The organism is Patescibacteria group bacterium, from assembly GCA_020148145.1.
GTDB lineage: Bacteria > Patescibacteriota > Minisyncoccia > Minisyncoccales > JAHCRE01 > JAHCRE01.
Map to the genome: position 1 here is coordinate 1 of JAHCRE010000021.1, position 21,691 is coordinate 21,691.

At 35.9% G+C, this 21,691-nt stretch carries 17 protein-coding genes; 12 read left to right on the forward strand and 5 right to left on the reverse strand.

The genetic code is table 11. The annotated features are described in order from the left end of the window. The 11 genes from KJA15_04105 to recA all read left to right on the forward strand — a co-directional run. Positions 1–1,346 (forward strand): fibronectin type III domain-containing protein (locus KJA15_04105; protein ID MBZ9572489.1); only part of this gene is annotated, 1,346 nt, incomplete at its 5' end. 79 nt (positions 1,347–1,425) lie between these two features. Beyond that, positions 1,426–2,019 carry a prepilin-type N-terminal cleavage/methylation domain-containing protein gene (locus KJA15_04110; protein ID MBZ9572490.1) on the forward strand — a complete coding sequence of 198 codons (594 nt, stop codon included), beginning with the start codon at positions 1,426–1,428 and terminating at the stop codon, positions 2,017–2,019. Positions 2,020–2,071: 52 nt separating this feature from the next. Next, positions 2,072–2,560 (forward strand): prepilin-type N-terminal cleavage/methylation domain-containing protein, encoded by a 489-nt coding sequence (locus tag KJA15_04115; protein ID MBZ9572491.1) that lies wholly within the window; start codon positions 2,072–2,074, stop codon positions 2,558–2,560. A gap of 133 nt (positions 2,561–2,693) precedes the next feature. Further along, positions 2,694–3,266 carry a prepilin-type N-terminal cleavage/methylation domain-containing protein gene (locus tag KJA15_04120; GenBank protein MBZ9572492.1) on the forward strand — a complete coding sequence of 191 codons (573 nt, stop codon included), beginning with the start codon at positions 2,694–2,696 and terminating at the stop codon, positions 3,264–3,266. A gap of 1 nt (position 3,267) precedes the next feature. After that, positions 3,268–3,666 (forward strand): hypothetical protein, encoded by a 399-nt coding sequence (locus KJA15_04125; protein ID MBZ9572493.1) that lies wholly within the window; start codon positions 3,268–3,270, stop codon positions 3,664–3,666. Between the two features lies 1 nt (position 3,667). Next, positions 3,668–5,731, forward strand: a complete 2,064-nt coding sequence (gene ligA / locus KJA15_04130; protein MBZ9572494.1) for an NAD-dependent DNA ligase LigA — start codon at positions 3,668–3,670, stop codon at positions 5,729–5,731. A 51-nt stretch (positions 5,732–5,782) separates the two neighbouring features. Then, a complete protein-coding gene (rodA, locus tag KJA15_04135) occupies positions 5,783–6,874 on the forward strand; it encodes a rod shape-determining protein RodA (GenBank protein MBZ9572495.1) in 1,092 nt (363 codons plus the stop codon). A gap of 327 nt (positions 6,875–7,201) precedes the next feature. Further along, positions 7,202–10,423 carry a DNA-directed RNA polymerase subunit beta gene (locus KJA15_04140; GenBank protein MBZ9572496.1) on the forward strand — a complete coding sequence of 1,074 codons (3,222 nt, stop codon included), beginning with the start codon at positions 7,202–7,204 and terminating at the stop codon, positions 10,421–10,423. A gap of 20 nt (positions 10,424–10,443) precedes the next feature. Next, on the forward strand, positions 10,444–13,998 hold the full coding sequence (rpoC, locus tag KJA15_04145; GenBank protein ID MBZ9572497.1) for a DNA-directed RNA polymerase subunit beta': 3,555 nt from the start codon (positions 10,444–10,446) through the stop codon (positions 13,996–13,998). After that, entirely contained in the window at positions 13,995–16,082 is a 2,088-nt protein-coding gene (locus KJA15_04150) for a DNA translocase FtsK 4TM domain-containing protein (protein ID MBZ9572498.1), read from the forward strand. The genes rpoC and KJA15_04150 overlap by 4 nt, the downstream gene beginning before the upstream one ends. 80 nt (positions 16,083–16,162) lie before the next feature. Continuing rightward, a complete protein-coding gene (gene recA, locus KJA15_04155; protein MBZ9572499.1) occupies positions 16,163–17,152 on the forward strand; it encodes a recombinase RecA in 990 nt (329 codons plus the stop codon). 46 nt (positions 17,153–17,198) lie between these two features. Here the strand turns inward: recA and rpsR are convergent, their stop codons facing one another. The 5 genes from rpsR to ychF all read right to left on the reverse strand — a co-directional run bounded on the left by rpsR (position 17,199) and on the right by ychF (position 20,244). Beyond that, entirely contained in the window at positions 17,199–17,396 is a 198-nt protein-coding gene (gene rpsR, locus KJA15_04160; protein ID MBZ9572500.1) for a 30S ribosomal protein S18, read from the reverse strand. Positions 17,397–17,417: 21 nt separating this feature from the next. Then, positions 17,418–17,990 (reverse strand): hypothetical protein, encoded by a 573-nt coding sequence (locus KJA15_04165; GenBank protein ID MBZ9572501.1) that lies wholly within the window; start codon positions 17,988–17,990, stop codon positions 17,418–17,420. 290 nt (positions 17,991–18,280) lie between these two features. Further along, positions 18,281–18,721, reverse strand: coding sequence for a single-stranded DNA-binding protein (gene ssb / locus KJA15_04170; GenBank protein MBZ9572502.1), 441 nt, complete (start codon positions 18,719–18,721; stop codon positions 18,281–18,283). Positions 18,722–18,746: 25 nt separating this feature from the next. After that, positions 18,747–19,187, reverse strand: a complete 441-nt coding sequence (gene rpsF / locus KJA15_04175) for a 30S ribosomal protein S6 (protein ID MBZ9572503.1) — start codon at positions 19,185–19,187, stop codon at positions 18,747–18,749. Between the two features lie 13 nt (positions 19,188–19,200). Next, the gene (gene ychF, locus KJA15_04180; protein ID MBZ9572504.1) at positions 19,201–20,244 is read right to left on the reverse strand and encodes a redox-regulated ATPase YchF; all 1,044 of its coding nucleotides are present in this window, start codon (positions 20,242–20,244) and stop codon (positions 19,201–19,203) included. 24 nt (positions 20,245–20,268) lie between these two features. On the opposite strand from ychF, the gene KJA15_04185 reads away from it, so the two are divergent. After that, positions 20,269–21,678: a phosphomannomutase/phosphoglucomutase gene (locus KJA15_04185; GenBank protein MBZ9572505.1), complete on the forward strand. Its 1,410-nt coding sequence runs from the start codon at positions 20,269–20,271 to the stop codon at positions 21,676–21,678. Positions 21,679–21,691: the final 13 nt, after the last annotated feature.

The window sequence follows — 21,691 nt, forward strand, 5'->3', positions numbered from 1 at the left end:
GCACCGGAGAAAAAACCATCAGCACTACTTCCTCAACTGTTATAGATACTACTACCCAAACTGGAAATACACTAGTGACTCATCTTTATTGTGGAGATAGTGAAGACGCTTGTAATCCTCAGGGAGACACGTTAGAGTATCAAGATGTTTGGGTAGAGATAAGTTATATTATAAATCCTCCCACTGTTACCACCTCAGCTGCTACTGGGGTAACCTCATCTCAGGCTACTCTAAATGGGAATATCACTGATACTGGTGGTGTAACCGTTGATGAAAGAGGATTTGAATGGGATATTGATTCAGGAGAACCTTACGCCAATTCTTGGACAGAAATAGGTTCTTTTGGGACAGGAGCATTTAACCATACTATAACTGGACTTTCTATAAATACTACCTATTACTTTAGAGCTAAGGTCCGCAACTCTGTTGGATGGGGATATGGTAGTGAGGGGAGCTTTACAACCACCTTATTGAGCGGTGGGTTCGCCGGTTCTACCGGTACTTTCACCCTTACAACTCTGGGAACAAATTATGTCAGATATTATTCAGTAGATCTAGCCGGAAATGAAGAAGCAATAGGATCTCAGCAGGTTAATATTGCCGCTAACACCCCTCCTGAAGCCAGAAATCTTTTTGCTGATACTGACAATCCAGTTTTCTGTTGTGGAGTTACTGGTTATCCTCCAGTAAGGCTGGGATGGGAATTTTTTGATCCCGATGGAGACAACCAATCTGCCTATCAGATTCAGGTAGATGATGATCCAAATTTCCTTTCACCAGAAGTAGATTCAGGGCAAGTTAGCTCTCCATCTACTGAATATGCTCCCACAACCCTTTCCTTTGCCACCACTTATTACTGGCAAGTTGAAGTCTGGGATGATAAAACTACTCCTGTTTCTTCTGGTTGGGTAAATGGTCCTTCATTTACCACTATTTCCCATCCCTTCCCCTTGGTTGATTTTGATTGGTCTCCTCAATATCCTACCAGAGAAGAAGTTGTTCAGTTTTGTTCAGTTTATGAAGAAGTTACAATTCCTTGTGGAGAACCTCCTTGTCCAATAGAAGTAATTTGCCCAGCAGATGTAAGTACTTGTTATTCTGGTATCGGTAACACAAATCCAATTTCTTGTTCAGGGGGCACATTTTTGTGGGAAATAATTCCTCCAGAAGGAGGCACTTTTGTGTCACCCACAACAAGTGTTTCCCTGAACCCTAGAATTAAATTCCTTTCCTCAGACGTTAGATTGAGCGTTACCGACGCAGATAATTATGGTCCTTGTTCTATAACACAACCTATAACAATTGCTCTCCCTCTTCCCGAATGGAAAGAGATTGCGCCTTTCTAAAATTATCTCGAAAACACCAAAACCCCCTTTTCAAGGGGGTTTTGGTGTCATATTTTATCTATGATATAATTAAAAAAGAATGAGAAAAGAATTGAAAAATAAAAATAAAAAACATTTACCTCTCGGTTTTACCTTAGTAGAAATTATAGTCGTTATTGCTATCATTATTATTTTATCAACAATGATTTTTGCTAATTATCGTTCAGGAGAACAACAACTTGCCCTCCAGAGGGCGACCTCAAAATTAACTCAAGATATAAGAAGGGCCCAGGAAATGGCAATGTCATCAAAAGAATATCAACTAGGCCAAATTCCAGAAGGGGGATACGGAGTTTACATAGAACCCCTTCCTAATCCTCCCTATGAGCGCGAATACACTTTATTCGCTGATATATATGAACCCACCTCTCATAGATATAACCCTGGAAACGATTATTTGGTTGAGCAAATCGAAGTAGAAAAAGGAGTAATAATAAAATATCCTATTCAAACAGAAGTAGGTGATAAAGCTAAAATACATATTACTTTTGTTCCCCCTGACCCCGAAGTCCATATTGTTCCTCCTGCCGGGAGTGAACCCTCCTGGTGTAAGATTATTCTTGCTTTAGAACAAGATCTCACAAAAACTAAAACCATTAAAGTAAATAAAGCCGGCTTAATTAATATAGAGTAATAAATCATTTAGAAATTTAAATATATAAACAGTGAATTCAAGCCTTGTTAAAATGTTAAAATGCTTAAATGTTAAAATAGGGAAAAAGGGCTTTACCCTTTTGGAGGTAGTTGTAGCTATTTTCATAATTACAGTTGGAATTGTTGGAGCCTTGGCTTTAATTAGTCAAACAATCTCTTCTGCTAGAATTTCCTCTCAAAGGCTTATTGCTGCTTATTTAGCCCAGGAGGGAATTGAGATAGTTAGGAGCATTAGAGACACTAATTGGTTGGAAGGTGTAGTTTGGAATAGTGGTTTAGGGGCAGGTAGTTGGGAGGCTGATTATACAACCCAAGACCTTAACGATGATTATGATGGTGATTTTTTAAATATTGATACTAACAATGGCCTTTATGGTTATTCCTCCGGCACTCAAACAAAATTTAAAAGAAGAATTATAATTTCCCCTGAAGCGGCCGATATTCTAAAAGTGACTGCCGAGGTTTTTTGGGAAGACAAGCTATTAATTACTGTCCAGGAAAAGTTATATGATTGGAGATAGAAATCATCTAAACATCTAAACATCTGAACATGTTAACATATAAACATTCTATAAATACTAAACAGGAAACCACTCAAGCACTCAGATATTAAAATGCTTATATGTTTAAATATTAATATGCTAACGGGTTAACATGCTTAAATGCTTAAATGTTAAAATAGCAAGGAAGGGTTTTACTCTAATTGAAATAATTGTGGCAGTGGCTATTTTTGCTTTAATTGTTGGGACAATTTCTGGGCTTTTCGTTTCGGCTATCCAAAGCCAAAGAAGGATTTTAGCTACTCAAGAGATTCTAAATCAGGCAAGTTATGTAATGGAATATATGGGCAGAGCCTTAAGAATGGCAAAGAAAGAACTTAATACCCCCCCCATTAGTTGTCTTTCTCGGTATGGCTTAAATTACGAAACCACAGCTAACGGGTTAAAATTTATCGACTACAATGATGTTTGTACGGAATTTTTTTTAGACGCCGGGCTATTAAAAAAAACAGCAGAGGGTGTTACCCTGCCCTTAACTTCAACTGATCTTCAGGTGAATTCTCTTAAATTTAACCTTTTAGGTGCGGATCAGCCTCCGGCTGATAATCTTCAGCCAAGAGTAACAATTTTTTTAGAAATAGAGACTAAAAGATCCGTACCTGGGTTACCGCCAAAAATCCTAATTCAGACCTCAGTTTCTCAAAGAAATCTCGATGTCCAATATTAAAATGAAATTTATAACTTCTCAAAAAGGCGTTTCTCTCTACCTTGCTTTAATGGTTATGATCATTTTGATATCTATTGGTTTGGGAATAAGTTTAATCATAGTCAGTCAAATAAAAATGATAAAAGGAATGGGATATTCGGTTGTTGCCCTTTATGCCGCTGATACTGGAATTGAGAGAGTTTTATATGAAGACAAATGGTGTCGTCAAGCTGGCTGCAGCAGTTTATCCTGGCCCTGCGTAGACTCTACAGACTGTGATGATGGGCGCTTAGGTGGTAGTATTTCTGGTAGTTTAGATACAGAAATAGATTATCAAGTTGATTTTAATGACGGAGCAACTACTATTATATCCAGAGGAGCATATAAGGCAACCAAAAGAGCAATTGAAGCCACAAGATAATATGGTAAAACAGCATGCTAGAAAAAGAATTGAAGGGCTCAAAAAATTAATTAATCACCATCGTTATCTTTATCACGTCTTAGATAGACAAGAAATTTCTGAAGCAGCTCTTGATTCTCTAAAAAAAGAGCTTTTTGATTTAGAGCAAAAATTTCCTGAATTTGTTACTCCTGACTCCCCAACCCAGAGAGTGGCTGGAAAACCCTTGGAAAAATTTGAAAAAGTTAGGCATTCCCAGCCAATGTTATCTATCAATGATGCCTTTTCTCAAAAAGATACGGAAGACTGGATAGAGAGAGTTTCAAAGCTTTTGACCGAGGAAGAAGTTTCTCAAATTGATTTTTTCTGCGAACTAAAAATTGACGGCTTAGCGATTGAGTTAATCTATGAAGGTGAAATTTTAAAAATTGGATCAACTAGGGGGGATGGGATTGTTGGTGAGGATGTTACCCAGAACTTAAAGACTACTGAAGCTATCCCCTTGAGATTAAGAGAAAAAGAAGAGATGATAAGAGATCTAAAAAGGATGGGCTCAGAAAGGATCGCCAAAGAAATTTCAAGGAAAGAACTTAAAAAAATTGTTGTTCGGGGAGAAGTTTTTATTTCAAAAAAGGAATTTGAAAGATTAAACAAAGAACAAGTCAAACGAGGGCTGGTTCCCTATGCCAATCCTAGAAATGTGGCAGCAGGCTCGATTAGACAATTAGATCCCAAAATTACTACTCAGAGACATTTAGACTCTTATGCCTATGACTTGATTACTGATTTGGGCCAGAAAACCCACGAAGAAGGGCACAAAATTTTGAAAGTTCTTGGTTTTAAAATTAATCCTAACAATATCTATTGTAAATCCCTAAAAGAGGTTTCTAAATTTCACAAATTATGGAAGAAAGAAAGAGAAAAACTGCCTTATGAGATCGATGGGATTGTAGTTAATATTAACCCAAATAAAATTTTCAAGAAGTTAGGAGTAGTTGGTAAGGCTCCTAGGGGAATTATTGCCTTCAAGTTTCCCTTAAAGCAATCCACAACCATCATTGAGGATATTAAAATTCAGATTGGCAGAACAGGAAGCCTGACTCCAGTTGCTATTTTAAAACCGGTTGAGGTTGGTGGGGTAACAATTTCTAGAGCGACCTTACATAACGAGGATGAAATTAAGAGATTGGGAATAAAAATTGGTGATACGGCTATTGTTGGTCGAGCCGGCGACGTAATTCCAGATATTATTAGAGTCTTGCCAGAGCTAAGAACCGGAAAGGAAAGAAAGTTTACGATGCCAAAGAAATGTCCAGTTTGCGGATTTGAGATCATTAAACCAGAAGGGGAAGTTGTCTCAAGGTGCGAGAATCCAAAATGTTTTGCCAAACAGAGGAGATATTTTTATCATTTCATTTCAAGGGGGGCTCTTGATATTGTTGGGCTTGGCCAAAAAATTATCGATAGGTTGATTGAAGAAGGCTTAGTTCAGGATCCAGCTGACCTCTTTATGTTAAAAGAAGGTGATTTAATTCCCTTAGAAAGATTCGCTAAAAAATCAGTAAAGAATTTAATAAAGGCAATTCAAGGCAAGAAAAAAATAACCCTACCAAGGTTTATTTATGCCTTGGGGATTAGAAATGTTGGAGAAGAAACTGCCCAGGATTTAGCAGAATATTTTGAAAGCTTCGAAAGGTTTAAAGGGGCCAACTCCGAGGAGTTAGAAAAAATTAGGGATATCGGTCCGATAGTGGCTGAATCAATTTATGATTGGTTTTCTAAAAAAAGAAATTTGGAATTTTTGGAAAAATTAAAAAAAGTAGGAGTAGAAGTTATTATTGAAAAGAAAGTTAAATATCAGCCATTGAAGGGAAAAACTTTTGTTTTAACTGGTGGATTGGAAATGATAACCAGGGATGAGGCGAAAGAAAAAATTAGACTTTTAGGCGGAGAGATTTCTGAATCAGTTTCAAAAAGAACCGATTTTGTTATCGCTGGAAAAAAACCTGGCTTAAAATACCAAAGAGCAAAGGAACTTGGTATTAAAGTAATCGGGGAAAAAGGATTCCTAAAATTACTAAAATAAAATTGTGTGAGGCTAAGCCTCGAAAGCCTCGAACAATAGTCTCAAAAATTAATGAAATCTTTTTTAGTCCATTTTAAGAAACTTGATTTAATTGTTATTGTCTCCACTCTTTTACTTGTTGGAATTGGTCTTTTATCAATATATAGTTCTTCTCTTTCAAGGGGAGATTTTTTCAATTTTAAAAAACAAATTATTTTTTTGGTAATAGGGATTTTTCTGATGATAGCTTTAAGTTTTTTTGATTGGCGAATTTTTCAAGATGACCCTTATTTAATTTTAATTTTGTACCTTATTTGCCTAGTTGCTTTAGCCGGTTTATTTTTTTTCGCTCCCGAAATCAGGGGAGTGAGGTCCTGGTATAAATTAGATGTAGTTTCAATTGATCCAATTGAATTTACTAAAATTATCTTGATAATTTTATTGGCTAAATATTTCTCAATGCGTCACGTTGAGATGTATCGCAAAAGGCATATTTTAGTTTCTGGTCTTTATGTTTTAATTCCGAGTCTTTTAATTTTTTTTCAACCCGATTTAGGCTCAATTCTGATTTTAGTTATTTTATGGGTAGTAACCTTGATTATTTCAGAAATAAAAATTAGCCATTTTCTGACTCTTTGTCTTTTTTTTCTTTTGATTTTAATTTTAAGTTGGTCATTTTTTCTAGAGGATTATCAAAGACAAAGGATTTTGAGCTTTATTTCCCCTCAGATTGAACCCTTAGGTATGGGTTGGAGCCAGGCTCAGGCAAAAATTGCTATAGGGTCAGGGGGAGTTTTTGGCCAGGGAATTGGCAAAGGCTCTCAAACTCAATACGGTTTCCTTCCTGAGCCCCACACAGATTTCATTTTCTCTGCTATTGCTGAAGAAATGGGCCTGATAGGTATTTTTATTTTATTTTTCTTATTTTCGATATTGATTTTTAGAATAATAAAAATTGCCCAGTTTTCCAGTAGTAATTTTCCCCGACTTTTTGCCTCGGGCTTCGCTATTTTATTGATTTCCCAAATTTTTATTCACATCGGAATGAATCTGGGGATTTTGCCAATAATTGGCATTCCTTTACCCCTGATAAGTTATGGAGGAAGTAGTTTAATCATTACCTTCGTTGGTTTGGGTATTTTACAAAGTATTAAAATTCATTAAGAAAACTATTGTCGTAAATTGAGTTTGGGATATAACAATTTAGTATCTCTTGACCCAAGAATCTTAAATCATTATGATTTTAATTAGTTCTTGGAGATTTTAGAGATTTGCAAAAATCTGGGAATTTAGGTTACCCAACCACCCGTTGAAGGAAAACCACCAGAAAAATTAGAAAAAGAGTAAAAAGGACTTGACAAAATTTTAAAGAAGGATAAAATTAATATCACCCTTTATTATTTTTATAATTTCATCACCCCTTCTAATTTAAATATTTCCTGCCTTGATTTACCCTAAAATGAAGATTTAGGGTAATTTTCTGTTTTTTTTATGAAAAAAATAAGATTTAAGAATTTTTCAAAATCCAAGGTTTTTTTATCTTTACCTTATTTGCTGACCCTGCAAAAAGAAAGTTGGAGGAGATTTTGGGAGAGAGATTTAAAAGAACTTTTTCAAGAGGTATCGCCAATCCGAGATTATACTGGCGAAGAATTAGAGCTCTGGTTTCTGGGTTATAAATTAGATGAGCCAAAATACAAAACTGATTTAGAGGCAAAACAAAATAACGATTCTTATCAAGCCCCCTTACGGGTTAGAATAAAATTAGTTAACCTTAAAACAAAAGAAATCAAAGAACAGGAGGTTTTTTTAACTGATTTCCCCTTGATGACTGAAAGGGGAACTTTTATTGTTAATGGGGTGGAGAGAGTGGCAATTTCTCAACTTATTCGTTCACCCGGGGCTTTTTTTACCACCAAAACCACAAGAGGTAAAAATTATTTTGGAGCAAAAATTATTCCTAACCGAGGGGCTTGGCTTGAATTTGAGACTGAACCCTCTGGCTTCATTGGAGTAAAAATTGACCGGAAGAGGAAAGTTCCAGCTACCATTTTATTGAAGGCTTTTGGGCTTGATAAAGAAGAAAAGATAAAAGAACTTTTCCAAAAAGTAGATAAAGGAAAAATAAAGTACATCAAAGAAACTTTATCTCGAGATCCTACTCATAATCAAGCCGAGGCAGTGGTTGAAATTTATCAGAGATTACGACCAGGGGATTTAACTACTCCTGATACTGCCCGAGAATTGCTTGAAAATATGTTTTTTAATTTCTCCAGATACGATTTATCAAAAGTGGGAAGATGGCGGATGTGGCAGAGGCTTCCTGAATTAAAGCCAAAAGTTAATAAAAAAGCTCGGGCTAAAAGTCCAACAGAGGAAATTACTGTATCAGATAGGGTGCTATATCCAGAGGATATTGTGGCTGTTTTAAGAGAGATTATTCGCCTTAATAATGATCCCGAAGGAAAACCCGATCAAATTGATCATTTAGGCAATCGGAGGGTAAGAACCCTATCTGAACTTTTGCAAAATAGACTAAGAATAGGGTTAATGAGAATGGAAAGAATCATCAAAGATAGAATGTCAACTTTAGATATTTATACCTTGACCCCTATTCAATTGATTAATCCTCGACCCTTTATGGCAGTGGTTAAAGGATTTTTTACTTCTTCTCAAATAGCTCAATTTATGGATAATGAAAATCCTCTAGCCGAGTTAGAACATAAAAGAAGACTATCGGCTACCGGGCCAGGAGGTCTTACCAGGGAAAGGGCGGGATTTGAGGTAAGAGATGTTCAGCCTTCTCACTATGGAAGAATCTGTCCTATTCAGACTCCAGAAGGACCAAATATTGGATTGGTTGGCCATCTAGCTAGCTTCGCTCGAATTAATCCATATGGGTTTATTGAAACTCCCTATTTCAAAGTGAAAAATAGTAAAGTGACTAAGGAAATTCACTATCTTAATGCCCATGAAGAAGAAAGATACAACATTGCCCATGCTGGGGTGCCTATTGATGAAAAAGGAAATATTATTCCCAAAAAAGTGGAGGCAAGAATAAAAAGCGAGCCAGGACTAATTGACAGAAAGAAAATTGATTTTTTTGATGTTTCCTCTGAACAATCTATTTCCATTGCTTCCGCTTGTATTCCCTTTTTGCAAAATAATGATGCCAATAGAGCCTTGATGGGTTCAAACATGCAGCGTCAGGCAGTCCCCCTTATTAAACCGGAGGCTCCCTTAGTCATAACTGGAGTGGAAGAGAGAGTAGCTAAGGATTCTGGGCAGGAGATAATTGCTAAAGAAGATGGAATTGTTACTGAGGTTGATGCTAGACACATTAAAGTGAAATCTCAAATCTCAAAAAAAGAAAAAATTTATAACTTAAGAACTTTTATTAGAACCAATCAATATACTTGCTCTCATCAGAAACCTTTAGTTAAAAAGGGTCAAATAATAAAAAAGGGAAATATTTTGGCTGATGGAGGAGGAATATCCCAAGGCTATTTGGCCTTGGGCCAAAATATTTTGGTTGCCTTTTTACCCTGGAGGGGAGGGAACTTTGAAGACGCAATTTTGATTTCAGAAAGATTAGTTAGAGATGATAAATATACTTCAGTTCATATTGAAAACTTTAGTTGTGATGTTAGGGAGACAAAATTAGGACCAGAAATTACTACCTCTGATATTCCAAATGTCTCGGAAGAAAGATTAAAAGATTTAGATGAAGAAGGAATTATCAGAATTGGGGCAGAAGTCGGACCAAATGATATTTTAGTTGGGAAAATTTCGCCAAAAGGGGAAGCCGATTTAACTGCCGAGGAAAGACTGCTACGTGCAATTTTTGGAGAAAAGGCCAGAGACGTAAAAGACACTTCTTTACGAATAGAACATGGGAAACGGGGACGAGTGATTGGGGTGAAGGTTTTTTCTCGGGAACTCGGTCATAAACTTGAACCCCGAGTTATAAAAAAGATTGAGGTTAAAATAGCCGAGATTCGGAAAATTCAGTCAGGCGATAAATTGGCCGGCCGCCATGGAAATAAGGGAGTGATTTCTAAAGTTTTACCAGTAGAAGATATGCCATTTTTGGAGGATGGAACTCCGGTAGATATTATTTTAAATCCTTTAGGCGTAGTCTCAAGAATGAATATTGGTCAGGTTTTAGAAACTCATCTTTCTTTGGCAGCAAAGAAATTGGAATATATAGCTATTTCGCCAGCTTTAGCTGGAGCAACTGAAAGAGATATAAAAGAAGAGTTGAAAAAAGCTGGTTTATCAGAGGATGGAAAGGTTAAATTATACGATGGAAGAACCGGGCTTCCCTTTCCAGAAAGGATTACTGTAGGTTATATCTACATGATGAAATTGATTCATATGGTTGAGGATAAAATTCATATGCGATCCATTGGTCCTTATTCTTTGATTACTCAACAGCCCCTGGGAGGGAAAGCTCAGTTTGGAGGTCAAAGATTTGGGGAGATGGAAGTCTGGGCCTTAGAGGGATATGGAGCAGCCCACACTTTGCAGGAGATGTTAACGATAAAATCTGATGATGTTCCGGGAAGAGCGGCAGCTTATGAGGCAATATTAAAAGGAGAGGCAATTAAAAATCCTAATCTGCCAGCCTCTTTTAACTTATTGATTAATGAATTAAAGGCCTTGGGGTTAAATGCTGAAGTTAAAGAAAAGCCAAAAGAAGAAAAAACCTAAGGTCAATTTAATAAATAAATATGCGTGTAGCAGATTTAGAATCAATTAAAATAAGATTAGCCTCGCCGGAGGAGATTTTGTCATGGTCCCATGGTGAAGTGATAAAACCAGAGACCATTAATTACCGGACCCAAAGACCAGAAAAAGATGGTCTTTTTTGCGAAAGAACCTTTGGACCAGTAAAAGATTACCAGTGCTATTGTGGAAGATATAGAAGGATTCGCTATAAAGGAATAATTTGTGATAGATGTGGGGTGGAAGTGACAAAGTCAATTGTCAGGAGAGAAAGGATGGGTCATATAAAACTAGCCACACCCTGCTCCCATATTTGGTTCTTAAGAGGAGTGCCCTCGCGGATAGGAATGGTTTTGAATATCTCCGCTCCCCAATTAGAAAGAGTAATTTATTTTGCTGCTTATATCATAACTAAGGTGGATGAAAAGGCAAAGAAAAAAACCCTAGGAGAAATTGAGAAAGAATATAAAAGAAAAATTAAAAAAATTAAAAATAAAAAGAAAGAAATTCAAAAATTGAAAGAAGCCAGAGATAGAGCAAGAGAGGAAGTCTTAGGAATTAAACCCTTAAAGATCTTATTAGAGATAGAATATCGTAACCTTTCTTTAAAATACGGAGAGATTTTTGAGGCAGGAACTGGGGCAGAGAGCTTAAGGAGGATTTTTGAGAAAGTTGATTTAAAAAAGAATATTTTGAGCCTGAAAAAAGAATTGGAAAAGGCCTCAGGAATAACTAAAAGAAAAATTTTTAGGAGGTTAAAACTTCTCCAGGGAATGATTAGGGGTGGGATTCGCCCAGAATGGATGTTCCTAACTATTCTACCAGTTTTACCTCCAGATTTGAGACCAATGGTTCAACTAGATGGCGGCCGTTATGCCTCTTCAGATTTAAATGATCTTTATAGAAGAGCGATTAATCGAAATAACCGACTTAAATATCTTTTAGAGATTAATGCTCCAGAAGTTATTGTTAGAAATGAAAAAAGAATGTTACAGGAAGCAGTTGACGCTCTAATTGATAATGGAATGCGGAAAGGGACAATGATTCGAGCCACCACCGGGGGGAGGAGACTTTTAAAATCTCTGGCTGATATGCTTGAGGGAAAACAGGGGAGATTCAGGCAGAATCTTTTGGGGAAAAGGGTTGATTATTCTGGAAGATCAGTGATTGTTGTTGGTCCAGAGCTAAAACTTAATCAATGTGGACTTCCAAAAAAGATGGCTTTGGAGCTCTTTAAACCTTTTGTTATTAGGAAAATCTTAGATAAAGAATTAGCCTATAATGTCCGGGGAGCCTCAAGATTAATTGAAGGGGAGACAGATGAGGTCTGGGCTATTTTGGAGGAAGTAGTAAAAGATAAATTAGTTTTACTCAATCGAGCCCCAACTTTACACCGGTTAGGAATTCAGGCCTTTTATCCAGTTTTAATTGAAGGAGAAGTAATTAGAATTCATCCAATGGTTTGTGGAGCATTTAATGCCGATTTCGATGGTGATCAAATGGCAATCCATCTTCCTCTTTCAGCCGAGGCCCAAAAAGAAGCCAGTGAAATAATGTTGGCAACCTTAAATCTTTTAAAACCAGCCACTGGTACCCCAGTTGTTACTATTTATCAAGATATTGTTTTGGGTTGTTATTGGCTAACCAAGATAAAACCGGGAGTAAAAGGAGAAGGAAAGATTTTTGCTAGTCCTGAGGAGGCGAAAATAGCCGTTAAATTTTCTCAGGTTGATCTTAAAGCAAAGATAAAGGTTAAGATTAAAGATCAAGTCTTAGAAACCTCAGTAGGAAGAATCTTATTTAACCGGACTCTTCCTGAAGATTATCCCTTTCAAAATATTAGAATAAATATAAAGGAGTTAGAAAGAATAGTGGGGGAGATTTTAGCTAAATATCCAATAGAAATCTATCAAGAAATTTTAGATAAGATTAAAAATTTGGGATTTGAATACTCTACTATTTCTGGTATTTCCTGGGGGATGGATGATTTAATTGTCCCTCCAGAAAAGAAAGAGATTTTAGAACGAGCAGAAAGAGAAATAGGACAAATTGAAACTCACTTTAAAAAGGGACTTTTATCTCCAGAAGAGAAAAGTAGTAAGATTATTGAGGTTTGGACCAAGGTTAAGTCAAAAATTGAAAGGCTAGTTCCCGAAACTCTACCTCAACACGGTTCTGTTTTCCAAATGATTGATGCTGGAGCCAGGGGATCCTGGAGTCAACCTGTTCAGATGACCGGAATGAAGGGCTTAGTGATTAATCCAGCCGGGCAGATTATTGAGTTGCCAGTAAAGAGTTCTTTCAAAGAAGGACTAGATGTCTTGGAATATTTCATTTCTACTCATGGGGCCAGAAAAGGGACAGCAGATACCGCGCTTCGTACCTCCACTGCCGGTTATTTAACTAGGAGACTTATTGATGTTTCTCATGAAGTAATAATTTCAGAAGAGAACTGCCGGGATAAAAAAGGAACCGAAATATTAAGAGAAGATGCTGAGGAAATTGGTCAGGATTTTCTTTTGAAGATTGTTGGCAGAATAGCATTAGAAGATATCAAAAAGAAAAAATCAAAAAAGAAGATTGTTAAAAAAGGAGAAATTATTGATTGGCAGAAGGCAAAAGCAATAATTGAAGCTAAAATTGAAAAGATTCGAATTCGCTCACCTCTAAGTTGTAAATCTATTAGAGGAATTTGCCAGAAATGTTATGGTTGGGATTTAGGGAAAAACCAACTTATAAAATTAGGGGAGGCAGTAGGAATTGTGGCTGCTCAAGCAATAGGAGAACCGGGTACCCAGCTTACGATGAGAACTTTCCATTTAGGAGGAGTAGCCGGAGGGGGCGATATTACCTTTGGCCTTCCTAGGGTTGAGGAAATTTTTGAAGCCAGAATACCAAAAGGAAAGGCAGAAATTTCTCATGTTGAGGGAAAGATAATTGAAATTACCCCAGCAGGAATAATTAAAATTAAACCTAAAACCAAAAATCCAAAACTTAAAAAAGGAAAAACAGTGGTAATGGAATATAAAATTCCAGCAAAGATGGCAATCTGGGTGGAGCCTGGACAAGAAATCAAAAAAGGTCAACAACTTTGTGAAGGAAATTTAGATTTAAAAGATTTTTTTAAACTCAAAGGAAAAGAGGAAACTCAGCGTTATATTGTTAAGGAAATTCAGAGCATTTACGTCTCCCAAGGAGCCACTATCCATGATAAACATATCGAAGTAATAGTTCGCCAGATGTTTTCTCGAGTAAAGATTAAAAATGCCGGGGATTCCTTTTTCACTCCCGGTGAAATTATAGAGCGACCTAAGTTTTTAGAGGAGAATCTTAGACTAAAAAAAGAAAATAAAAAACCAGCTCAGGGAGATCTGGTTTTGCTTGGAATTTCCCGAGTAGCCTTGACTACTGATAGCTTTTTATCAGCAGCGTCTTTTCAGGAAACTTCTCGAGTTCTGATTAAAGCGGCCATTGAAGGAAAAGAAGATAAACTTTTGGGATTGAAGGAGAATGTAATAATTGGTAAACTAATACCAGCAGGAACCGGGCTTAGAAAATGAAAAGGAAAAATCGAAAAAAATTAAATAAACTCCTGGCTGAAAAGAAAAAATCCGAAAAGTTTGGTTTATCTGAAAAAACAAAAAGATTGATTTTGGGAATTTTAATGTTCTTGTTGACCATTATTATTGCCTTGAGTTTTTTTGATTTAGCAGGAGTAATTGGGACTTATCTAATAAAAGGCTTTACTTTCTTAATTGGGAAAGCAATTTTTGTAATACCATTACTCTTTGTTTTAGAAGGTTTAATATTTTTTAATACAAAGTATAAAAAATTTTTATCCCCAACCATTTTAGCAATTTTCATTCTGATTTTAGGAATCTCGGGAATTTTTGGTGCTTTTAATTTAAATCAAAAACAAGGGGGCTGGTTGGGTTATATTTTTAATTCTTTTCTTCAAAAGCTCTTTGGTTTTTGGGTGACCCAGATTATATTTACTACTCTAATTATTGTCGGAGGTTTAATTTTCTGGCAATTTTTTCGCCAACCTCCACCCTTAGAAGAAAAAAAACCCTTAGTTTCGCGAATATTTCAAAAGATAGAGAGATTCCCTAAGTTTAAGGTAAAAGGGGTTGAGCCCATTCCTAAGCCTCAAGAAGTTAAGCTAAAACCTCAGGAAATTAAAATGCCTTCTTTAGAATTAAAAACTAGACCGTTAGAAACTACTCTTGTCAGTAGAACTTATCGATTCCCACCCTTCGATTTACTGGAGACTGATCGGGAGATTCCGAGTAGCGGTGATACTAGAACAAACTCTGCCATTATCAAAAAGACTTTAGAAAATTTTAATATTAGAGTTGAAATGTCAGAAATAAATATTGGTCCAACAGTAACTCAGTATACTTTAAAGCCAGCTGAAGGGGTGAAGTTATCCAAAATTACTAATCTTTCTAATAATTTAGCCTTGGCTTTAGCTTCCCATCCAATTAGAATTGAAGCCCCTATTCCTGGAAGGTCTTTGGTGGGAATAGAAGTTCCGAATAAAGTTAGGGCTCAGGTTAGGTTAAGAAATTTGATTGATAATCCTGATTTTCAAAAATCCGTTTCTAGCCTCCTTTTTGCTTTAGGAAGAGATGTTTCGGGTAATCCGGCCTATGCTGATCTTTCTAGAATGCCCCACCTTTTAGTTGCCGGCTCCACTGGTACTGGTAAAACTATTTTTTTAAACTCCCTAATTTTAAGTCTTCTCTATCGAAGTTCTCCAGAAATTTTGAAACTTATTCTAATTGACCCCAAGAGAGTTGAGTTTTCCATTTACAACGAGTTGCCCCATCTTTTGTGTCCAGTAATCTATGATCCTTCTCGGACAGTCAATGCGCTACATTGGCTGACTAGCGAGATGGAAAGAAGATTCGATGTTTTATCGGAGTTTAAAGCAAGGGATATTGAGAGTTATAATCGGATGATTAAAGAAAAGAGCGAACTAATGCCCTACATTATTTTAATCATTGATGAGTTAGCCGATTTAATGGCGGCTAAAGGCAGGGAAGTAGAGGCAGGTATTGTTAGATTGGCTCAGATGTCAAGAGCGGTTGGAATTCATTTAGTAGTGGCTACTCAGAGGCCATCAGTTGAAGTAATAACTGGTTTAATCAAGGCCAATATTACTTCTAGGACTACCTTCCAAGTAGCCTCCCAAGTTGACTCAAGAACTGTTTTAGATATGGCCGGAGCAGAAAAACTTTTGGGTTTAGGGGATATGCTTTATGTTTCAGCCGAGATTGTCAAGCCAAGAAGAATCCAGGGAGCCTATGTTTCAGAAAAAGAAGTTAAAAAAGTGGTTAATTGGATAAAAAAAGAAAGCGAAAAATTAGAAATTGGAGAAGAAATGAAAGAGGAGCTAACTCAAGATTTAGAAAAAGACTTGAAGGCTTCTGGGAGAGAATTTTTACATGGTTTAGAAGATCCCTTATATGAGGAGGCAAAAAGAGTAGTGGTTGAAGCTAGGAAGGCATCAGCTTCTCTTTTACAAAGAAGATTGAGAATTGGTTATGCTCGGGCAGCTAGACTAATTGATATGTTAGAAGAAAAAGGGGTGGTAGGGCCAGGGGAAGGAGCGAAACCAAGAAAAGTTTATTTAGAATAAAAATTGCTAATTTGAAAGAAATAAATTATTATTAAATAAGAACCTACCTTCGGCAGAACCTTGACTTCTTCGAAATTAAGATGAAAAAGAAAACTGAGCAAAAAAAGGATTTGAAAGAGGCGGTAGCTGAGATTAAACAAAGATTTGGTGAGGGGGCGATTATGAAATTAAAAGAGGCCAAACCAGTCGCTGTTGATGTTATTCCTACCGGTTCAATTTCCTTAGATTTAGCCTTGGGAGTAAGTGGTATCCCTAGAGGAAGAGTAGTTGAAATTTTCGGACCTGAAGGAGGAGGGAAAACAACTTTGGCGCTTCATATTTTAGCTGAGGCTCAAAAAAGAGGAGGTCAAGCAGCCTTTATTGATGCTGAGCATGCTTTGGATCCTGATTGGGCAAAAAGAATCGGAGTAAATGTTGATGATCTTTTAATTTCCCAGCCAGATTCTGGAGAACAAGCCTTAGAGATCGTTGAGACCTTAGTTAGATCAGGAACAGTTGATGTCATTGTTATTGATTCAGTAGCTGCTTTAACTCCTCGGGCGGAAATTGCTGGTGAAATGGGAGAATTTCAAATCGGTCTCCAGGCTAGATTAATGTCGCAGGCCTTGAGAAAATTGTCTAGCATTATTTCAAAAACAAAGACATCGGTTATTTTCTTGAATCAGACTAGGATGAAAATTGGTATTCGCTTTGGAAACCCCGAAACCACCCCAGGAGGATTAGCCCTAAAATTTTATTCCTCAGTGAGAATTGCCTTGAGGAGAATTGCCCAGATAAAACATGGTGAGGAAATTATTGCTAGCAGAATAAAGGCAAAAATAGTTAAAAATAAAGTAGCCGCTCCTTTTAAAACCACTGAATTCGATATTTATTACAATGAAGGAATTTCTTATCTCGCCGATATTTTAAATACCGGAGAGAAAGTGGATATTGTTAAAAAAGCCGGGAGTTGGTTTCAATATGAAAATATAAAACTGGGCCAGGGAATTGAGGGAGCAAAAAAATTTTTAAAAGAAAATCCAGAAATCACAAAGAAAATAGAAAAAGCTATAATAAGCCAAGCCAAATAAAAACGGCCAAAGTTTATAAAATAATTGAGCCGTTTTTTTATTTAGATTACTTGGTGGTATAGGGCAATAATCCTAAATGCCTCGCTCTCTTAATCGCTTTAGCCAGTTTTCGTTGGTGCTTAGAGCAGACTCCAGTTCTTTTTTTTGCCCTAATTTTTCCTGAGCCTGAGATAAATTTCCGCAAAAGTTCTATATCTTTAAAATCAATTTCATTTATTCCTTTTTGACAAAAATAACAATCCATAGTTTTTTACTTCGTAAAAAATTAGAAATTGATTAAACGATTACTTTTTTTAATATTTTTTATTTTCTCTAACAGCTGCAGGTTTTCTAAAGCCCAGCATTGTTTAAATTCTAAATCATTGGGAGAAGTATAATTAAATAAACTTTTCGGCTTTATGTGATCAATTTCAATTTCTCCTTTCAAAAATCTTTCCCAATTCATCCTATTTTTAAACTGTTTCTCCAAATGCTCTTTTAATTCCTCTACTGTGTATCCTACTAAATCCTCCCACCTTCTACCTTTCTTCATTTCTTTTAAACTATTCCTAATTGAAACCTCCATCCGGTGATCTAAATTTCCTTTTGGTGTCTTTCTTTTTTTCCTATTAAAATGCCGGTGTATTTTCCGTTCCTTTTCGGGATTATTTTTTTTCCATTTGGTGCAAGCAATATACCTTTCTTTCTTATGGGTAGCTCTGTATTTTCTACAAATAGCATTAGCTCTTTCGGGATTTTTCTTTCTCCACAATCGCCAATATTCTTTTAATTTCTCTCTATTTCTTCCACGCCATTTTTTATGGTATGTTTTTCTTTTTTCGGGGTCTTTATAAGGCATTACTTAATTATATCACATAAAACCCAAAAGTTAAAGAAATGTTCTGAAAATGGTTTTAATCTTTTGTATTTTTTCTTTATTTTTTCGATGATATTCCTTCTTATTTTTGAGTATCTTTTCCCTATTCTTCTGATAATACTCTTTTTTATTTTGTCGTTCCTTTTCCTTGTCTTTGTAAGCCATAATTCTTATAATTAACTCTCATAGATTGTGAGTACTTGAAAAAATAACAAATAAAACGCTCACTTATTTATTACTTTATTATAAGCATTTTAAGAGTTTTTATTGACCTAGAAAGGGATTTGCGAAACATCAATCTCTTTCTCTCCCTCTTCAATAATGGGAATTTCCTCCTTTTTTGTCCCTTCCTCTGGAGGAGTAGGAGGCACAACTTTTCCCGCTGCCTTAGGCCCTAACTGCATTCTCTGAGCAACAATTTCTGTTCTAAATCTTTGATTGCCAGAAGAATCTTGCCAGGATCTGGTTTGAATCCTTCCTTCAATTAAAGCTAAGCTCCCTTTAGTTAAAAATTGAGAAGCGATTTCAGCTAATCTTCGCCATAGAACTATATTATGGTATTCGGCCCTTTTTTGTTTTTGGCCGGTTTTAGGATCGGTCCAGATTCGGTTAGTTGCTAATCTAAAACTACAAACTGCTTCTCCCGAAGAAAGATTTCTTAATTCCGGATCATTGACTAGACGACCAACTAAAATAACTTTATTAAGATTCATATTTTATTTACTATTTCAATTATAATTATTCACCCAAAATTTCTTCCAATTTTTTTTCAATTTCTTTCAATTCGACCTTTGGAGCCCGCCCGGGTCTTTCAGGAGCTGGAATCTCTTTTCCAGAGACTTTTCTAAGGACTGGTTCTTTTCTAAAGATTTTGGCGGGAATTTCAATTACCTTTTTTTCTTTTTTAGTTATTACATAACGGAGAACTTGACTTTCAGATTTGAGTTTTTTCTCCAAATTCTCCAATTTTTTAGAGTCAAGATGAAAATCTACACTAATTAAATAGGCTGTCCCCCTTTTTTTTATTAGATAGCCCAGTTCTCTCTTAAGAGGATTTTTTACTTTACCTAAACTCCCTCCTTCTTCTTTAATAAAGGAATTTGTCTTTTCAGAAAAATTTTTAATTTTCTCTTCAGAAAGTTCTGGTGAAACTAAATAGGTTAATTCGTAGTACTTCATTTTTTTCTTCAAATTATATTTTAAATTCAATTACATTTCCATTCTGAACTAAATAATCTTTTCCAACTGTTTTTATCCAACCTAATTCCCGGGCTTTTGTCCAAATTCCGGCCTCAACCAGCTTTCGCCAGGAGATTATTTCAGCACGGATGAATTTTTTTTCAAAATCAGAATGGACTTTTCCTCCAGCCTGAGGGCATTTTAGACCTCTTTTTAGGGTCCAGGCTTTTGTTTCTTTTCCTCCGGCAACCGTGAAAAAGGTGATTAAATCAAGAACATTGTAACAACTTAAAATTAACTGGTCAAGCGAGCTTTTTAATTTAAGCTCCCCTTTTTCTTTAAGAGAAAGTTCTGAGATTTCTTCTTCCAGTTTTAAATTAAGAGAGATAGAACTAACCCCTAATTCTTTTTTTAATTCAAATTTCTCTTGACTATGGTTTAGGAGATAAACAATTGGTTTTTGGGTTAAAAATTGAAATTCGTTAAGTTCTGATCTTTCTTTTTCAGTTAAATTAAGTTTCAATATTAATTTTCCTTGAGCTACCGCCTCTCTAACCCTTTTTAAAAGTTCCCATTTTTTTAAATCCTTTTTGCCTTTTGTTTTGATATCTTTTCCTAATTTCAAAAGTAGATTTTCTAGGGTTTCCAAGTCTTTCATTAAAAGCTCAGTTTCAATAATTTCAATATCTCTTTTTGGATCGATGTCGCCTTCAACGTGCTCAATTTTCGGGTTTTCAAAAGCTCGGACTACTTCAACTATGGCATCGCAATTTCTAATATAGCCTAAAAATTGATTTCCCAACCCCTCCCCTTTATGAGCCCCCTTAACTAAACCAGCAATGTCAACAAATTCAATTGTAGTGGGAGTAATTTTTTCCGGTTTAATAACTTTGGCAATTTCTTCCAATCTTTTATCGGGGATAGTAACAAGGCCATAATTTGGATGAATAGTGGTAAAAGGATAAGGGGCAATATCAACTTTCTTTTTTGTTATAGCCTTAAATAAAGTTGATTTTCCAACATTTGGTAAACCAACAATGCCAACTGAAAAAGACATATTAGTATGATATAATAAAAATATATGAAAATCAACCCTAATATTTTTCGAGCTTACGATATCCGAGGGGTTTTCCCGAGTGATTTAAATGAAGAAGTAGCCTATCGAATAACTTTAGCGTATACTTATTTGTATCCATGGGCTGAAAGAATAGTTGTTGCTCATGATCCGCGCACAAGTTCTCCTGCCTTGACTGCGAAAATTACTAAGGCCTTAATTGAAACCGGTAAAGAAGTAATAGATATTGGTATAGCTCCCGACCCCTTATTTTATTTCTCAGTTTTTCACTACCGTTTCGATGGTGGCATTATGGTTAGCGGCTCTCATAATCCTAAAGAGTATAACGGGCTTACCTTACATATTCGAAAACCAGATAAAGAAATTAGCGAAGATGCTATTGGAAAAGATTTAGAGAAGATAAAAGAGCTAGTTATAAGAAATGAAAAATTAAAGAGACAGAATAAACAGGGGAGAGTGACTACTTTCCATCCTACGAAAGACTATATCAATTACGTAACAGACAGAATCAACCTGAAGCGTTCCTTAAAAATCATTATTGATTCGGGTAATGGGGCTGTTGGGTTTTTGCCTGAAAAAATTTTTAAAAAACTTGGTTGTCAAGTTAAAACAATTTACGGTGAATTCGATGGGGCATTTCCTCATCATTTACCCGATCCTTATCAAGAAAAAAATATCAAGGATATTAAAAAAATGGTTGTGAGAGAAAAAACCGATTTAGGTTTTGCTTACGATGGTGACGGGGATCGGGTTGCACCAATTGACAATCAGGGGAGGGTAGTGAGAGGCGATTTTTGTCTCTTGATGTTAGCCCAGCAGGTCCTCAAAAAGAAAAAGGGGCCAATTGTTCACGATATGAGAGTTTCCAAAGCCTTTTTAGATGAGATAAAAAAGAGGGGAGTAAAAACTTATTTTTCCATTTCTCATCACAATGCCGTTATTGATAAAATTATCGAAAAAGGAGCTGTTTTCGGAGGTGAGATTACTTATCATTTTTTGTTTCCGCTCGACTATTATCTTTGTGACGATGCTATCTTTTCTTCTCTAAAATTAGCTGAAATTTCTTCAGAATATAAAAATTTTGCTAAATATATCGATAGTCTGCCCCGTTATCATACAAGTCCAGAGGTATTTATTGATTCGACTGACGAAGAAAAGTTCAGAATTATTAAAAATTTACAGAAATATCTCAGAAGAAATAATTATGATTTTATTGATATTGATGGGGCACGGATTAATTTCCTTCATGGTTGGGCTTTAGCCCGGGCAGCTAATACCACTCCAATTATAAAATGCCGCTTTGAAGGCGATACCAAAGAACATTTAATTGAGATAGAAAAAAAGGCTTTGGAGATTTTCAAAAAAGTTGGAATTCCTGTAACAAAAAAAACCTACCAAGAGTTAGGTTTCGAATGAGAATGAGAACAGT

What these genes read in the sequence shown, in the direction of transcription:
- KJA15_04140 (MBZ9572496.1), top strand. Translation starts at nt 7,202, where the DNA reads ATGAAAAAAATAAGATTTAAGAATTTTTCAAAATCCAAGGTTTTTTTA.
- ychF (MBZ9572504.1), bottom strand. Translation starts at nt 20,244, where the DNA reads ATGTCTTTTTCAGTTGGCATTGTTGGTTTACCAAATGTTGGAAAATCA.
- rpoC (MBZ9572497.1), top strand. Translation starts at nt 10,444, where the DNA reads ATGCGTGTAGCAGATTTAGAATCAATTAAAATAAGATTAGCCTCGCCG.
- recA (MBZ9572499.1), top strand. Translation starts at nt 16,163, where the DNA reads ATGAAAAAGAAAACTGAGCAAAAAAAGGATTTGAAAGAGGCGGTAGCT.
- KJA15_04185 (MBZ9572505.1), top strand. Translation starts at nt 20,269, where the DNA reads ATGAAAATCAACCCTAATATTTTTCGAGCTTACGATATCCGAGGGGTT.
- rpsF (MBZ9572503.1), bottom strand. Translation starts at nt 19,187, where the DNA reads ATGAAGTACTACGAATTAACCTATTTAGTTTCACCAGAACTTTCTGAA.
- KJA15_04120 (MBZ9572492.1), top strand. Translation starts at nt 2,694, where the DNA reads ATGCTTAAATGCTTAAATGTTAAAATAGCAAGGAAGGGTTTTACTCTA.
- KJA15_04110 (MBZ9572490.1), top strand. Translation starts at nt 1,426, where the DNA reads ATGAGAAAAGAATTGAAAAATAAAAATAAAAAACATTTACCTCTCGGT.
- rodA (MBZ9572495.1), top strand. Translation starts at nt 5,783, where the DNA reads ATGAAATCTTTTTTAGTCCATTTTAAGAAACTTGATTTAATTGTTATT.
- KJA15_04125 (MBZ9572493.1), top strand. Translation starts at nt 3,268, where the DNA reads ATGAAATTTATAACTTCTCAAAAAGGCGTTTCTCTCTACCTTGCTTTA.
- ssb (MBZ9572502.1), bottom strand. Translation starts at nt 18,721, where the DNA reads ATGAATCTTAATAAAGTTATTTTAGTTGGTCGTCTAGTCAATGATCCG.
- KJA15_04115 (MBZ9572491.1), top strand. Translation starts at nt 2,072, where the DNA reads ATGTTAAAATGCTTAAATGTTAAAATAGGGAAAAAGGGCTTTACCCTT.
- ligA (MBZ9572494.1), top strand. Translation starts at nt 3,668, where the DNA reads ATGGTAAAACAGCATGCTAGAAAAAGAATTGAAGGGCTCAAAAAATTA.
- KJA15_04165 (MBZ9572501.1), bottom strand. Translation starts at nt 17,990, where the DNA reads ATGCCTTATAAAGACCCCGAAAAAAGAAAAACATACCATAAAAAATGG.
- KJA15_04150 (MBZ9572498.1), top strand. Translation starts at nt 13,995, where the DNA reads ATGAAAAGGAAAAATCGAAAAAAATTAAATAAACTCCTGGCTGAAAAG.
- rpsR (MBZ9572500.1), bottom strand. Translation starts at nt 17,396, where the DNA reads ATGGATTGTTATTTTTGTCAAAAAGGAATAAATGAAATTGATTTTAAA.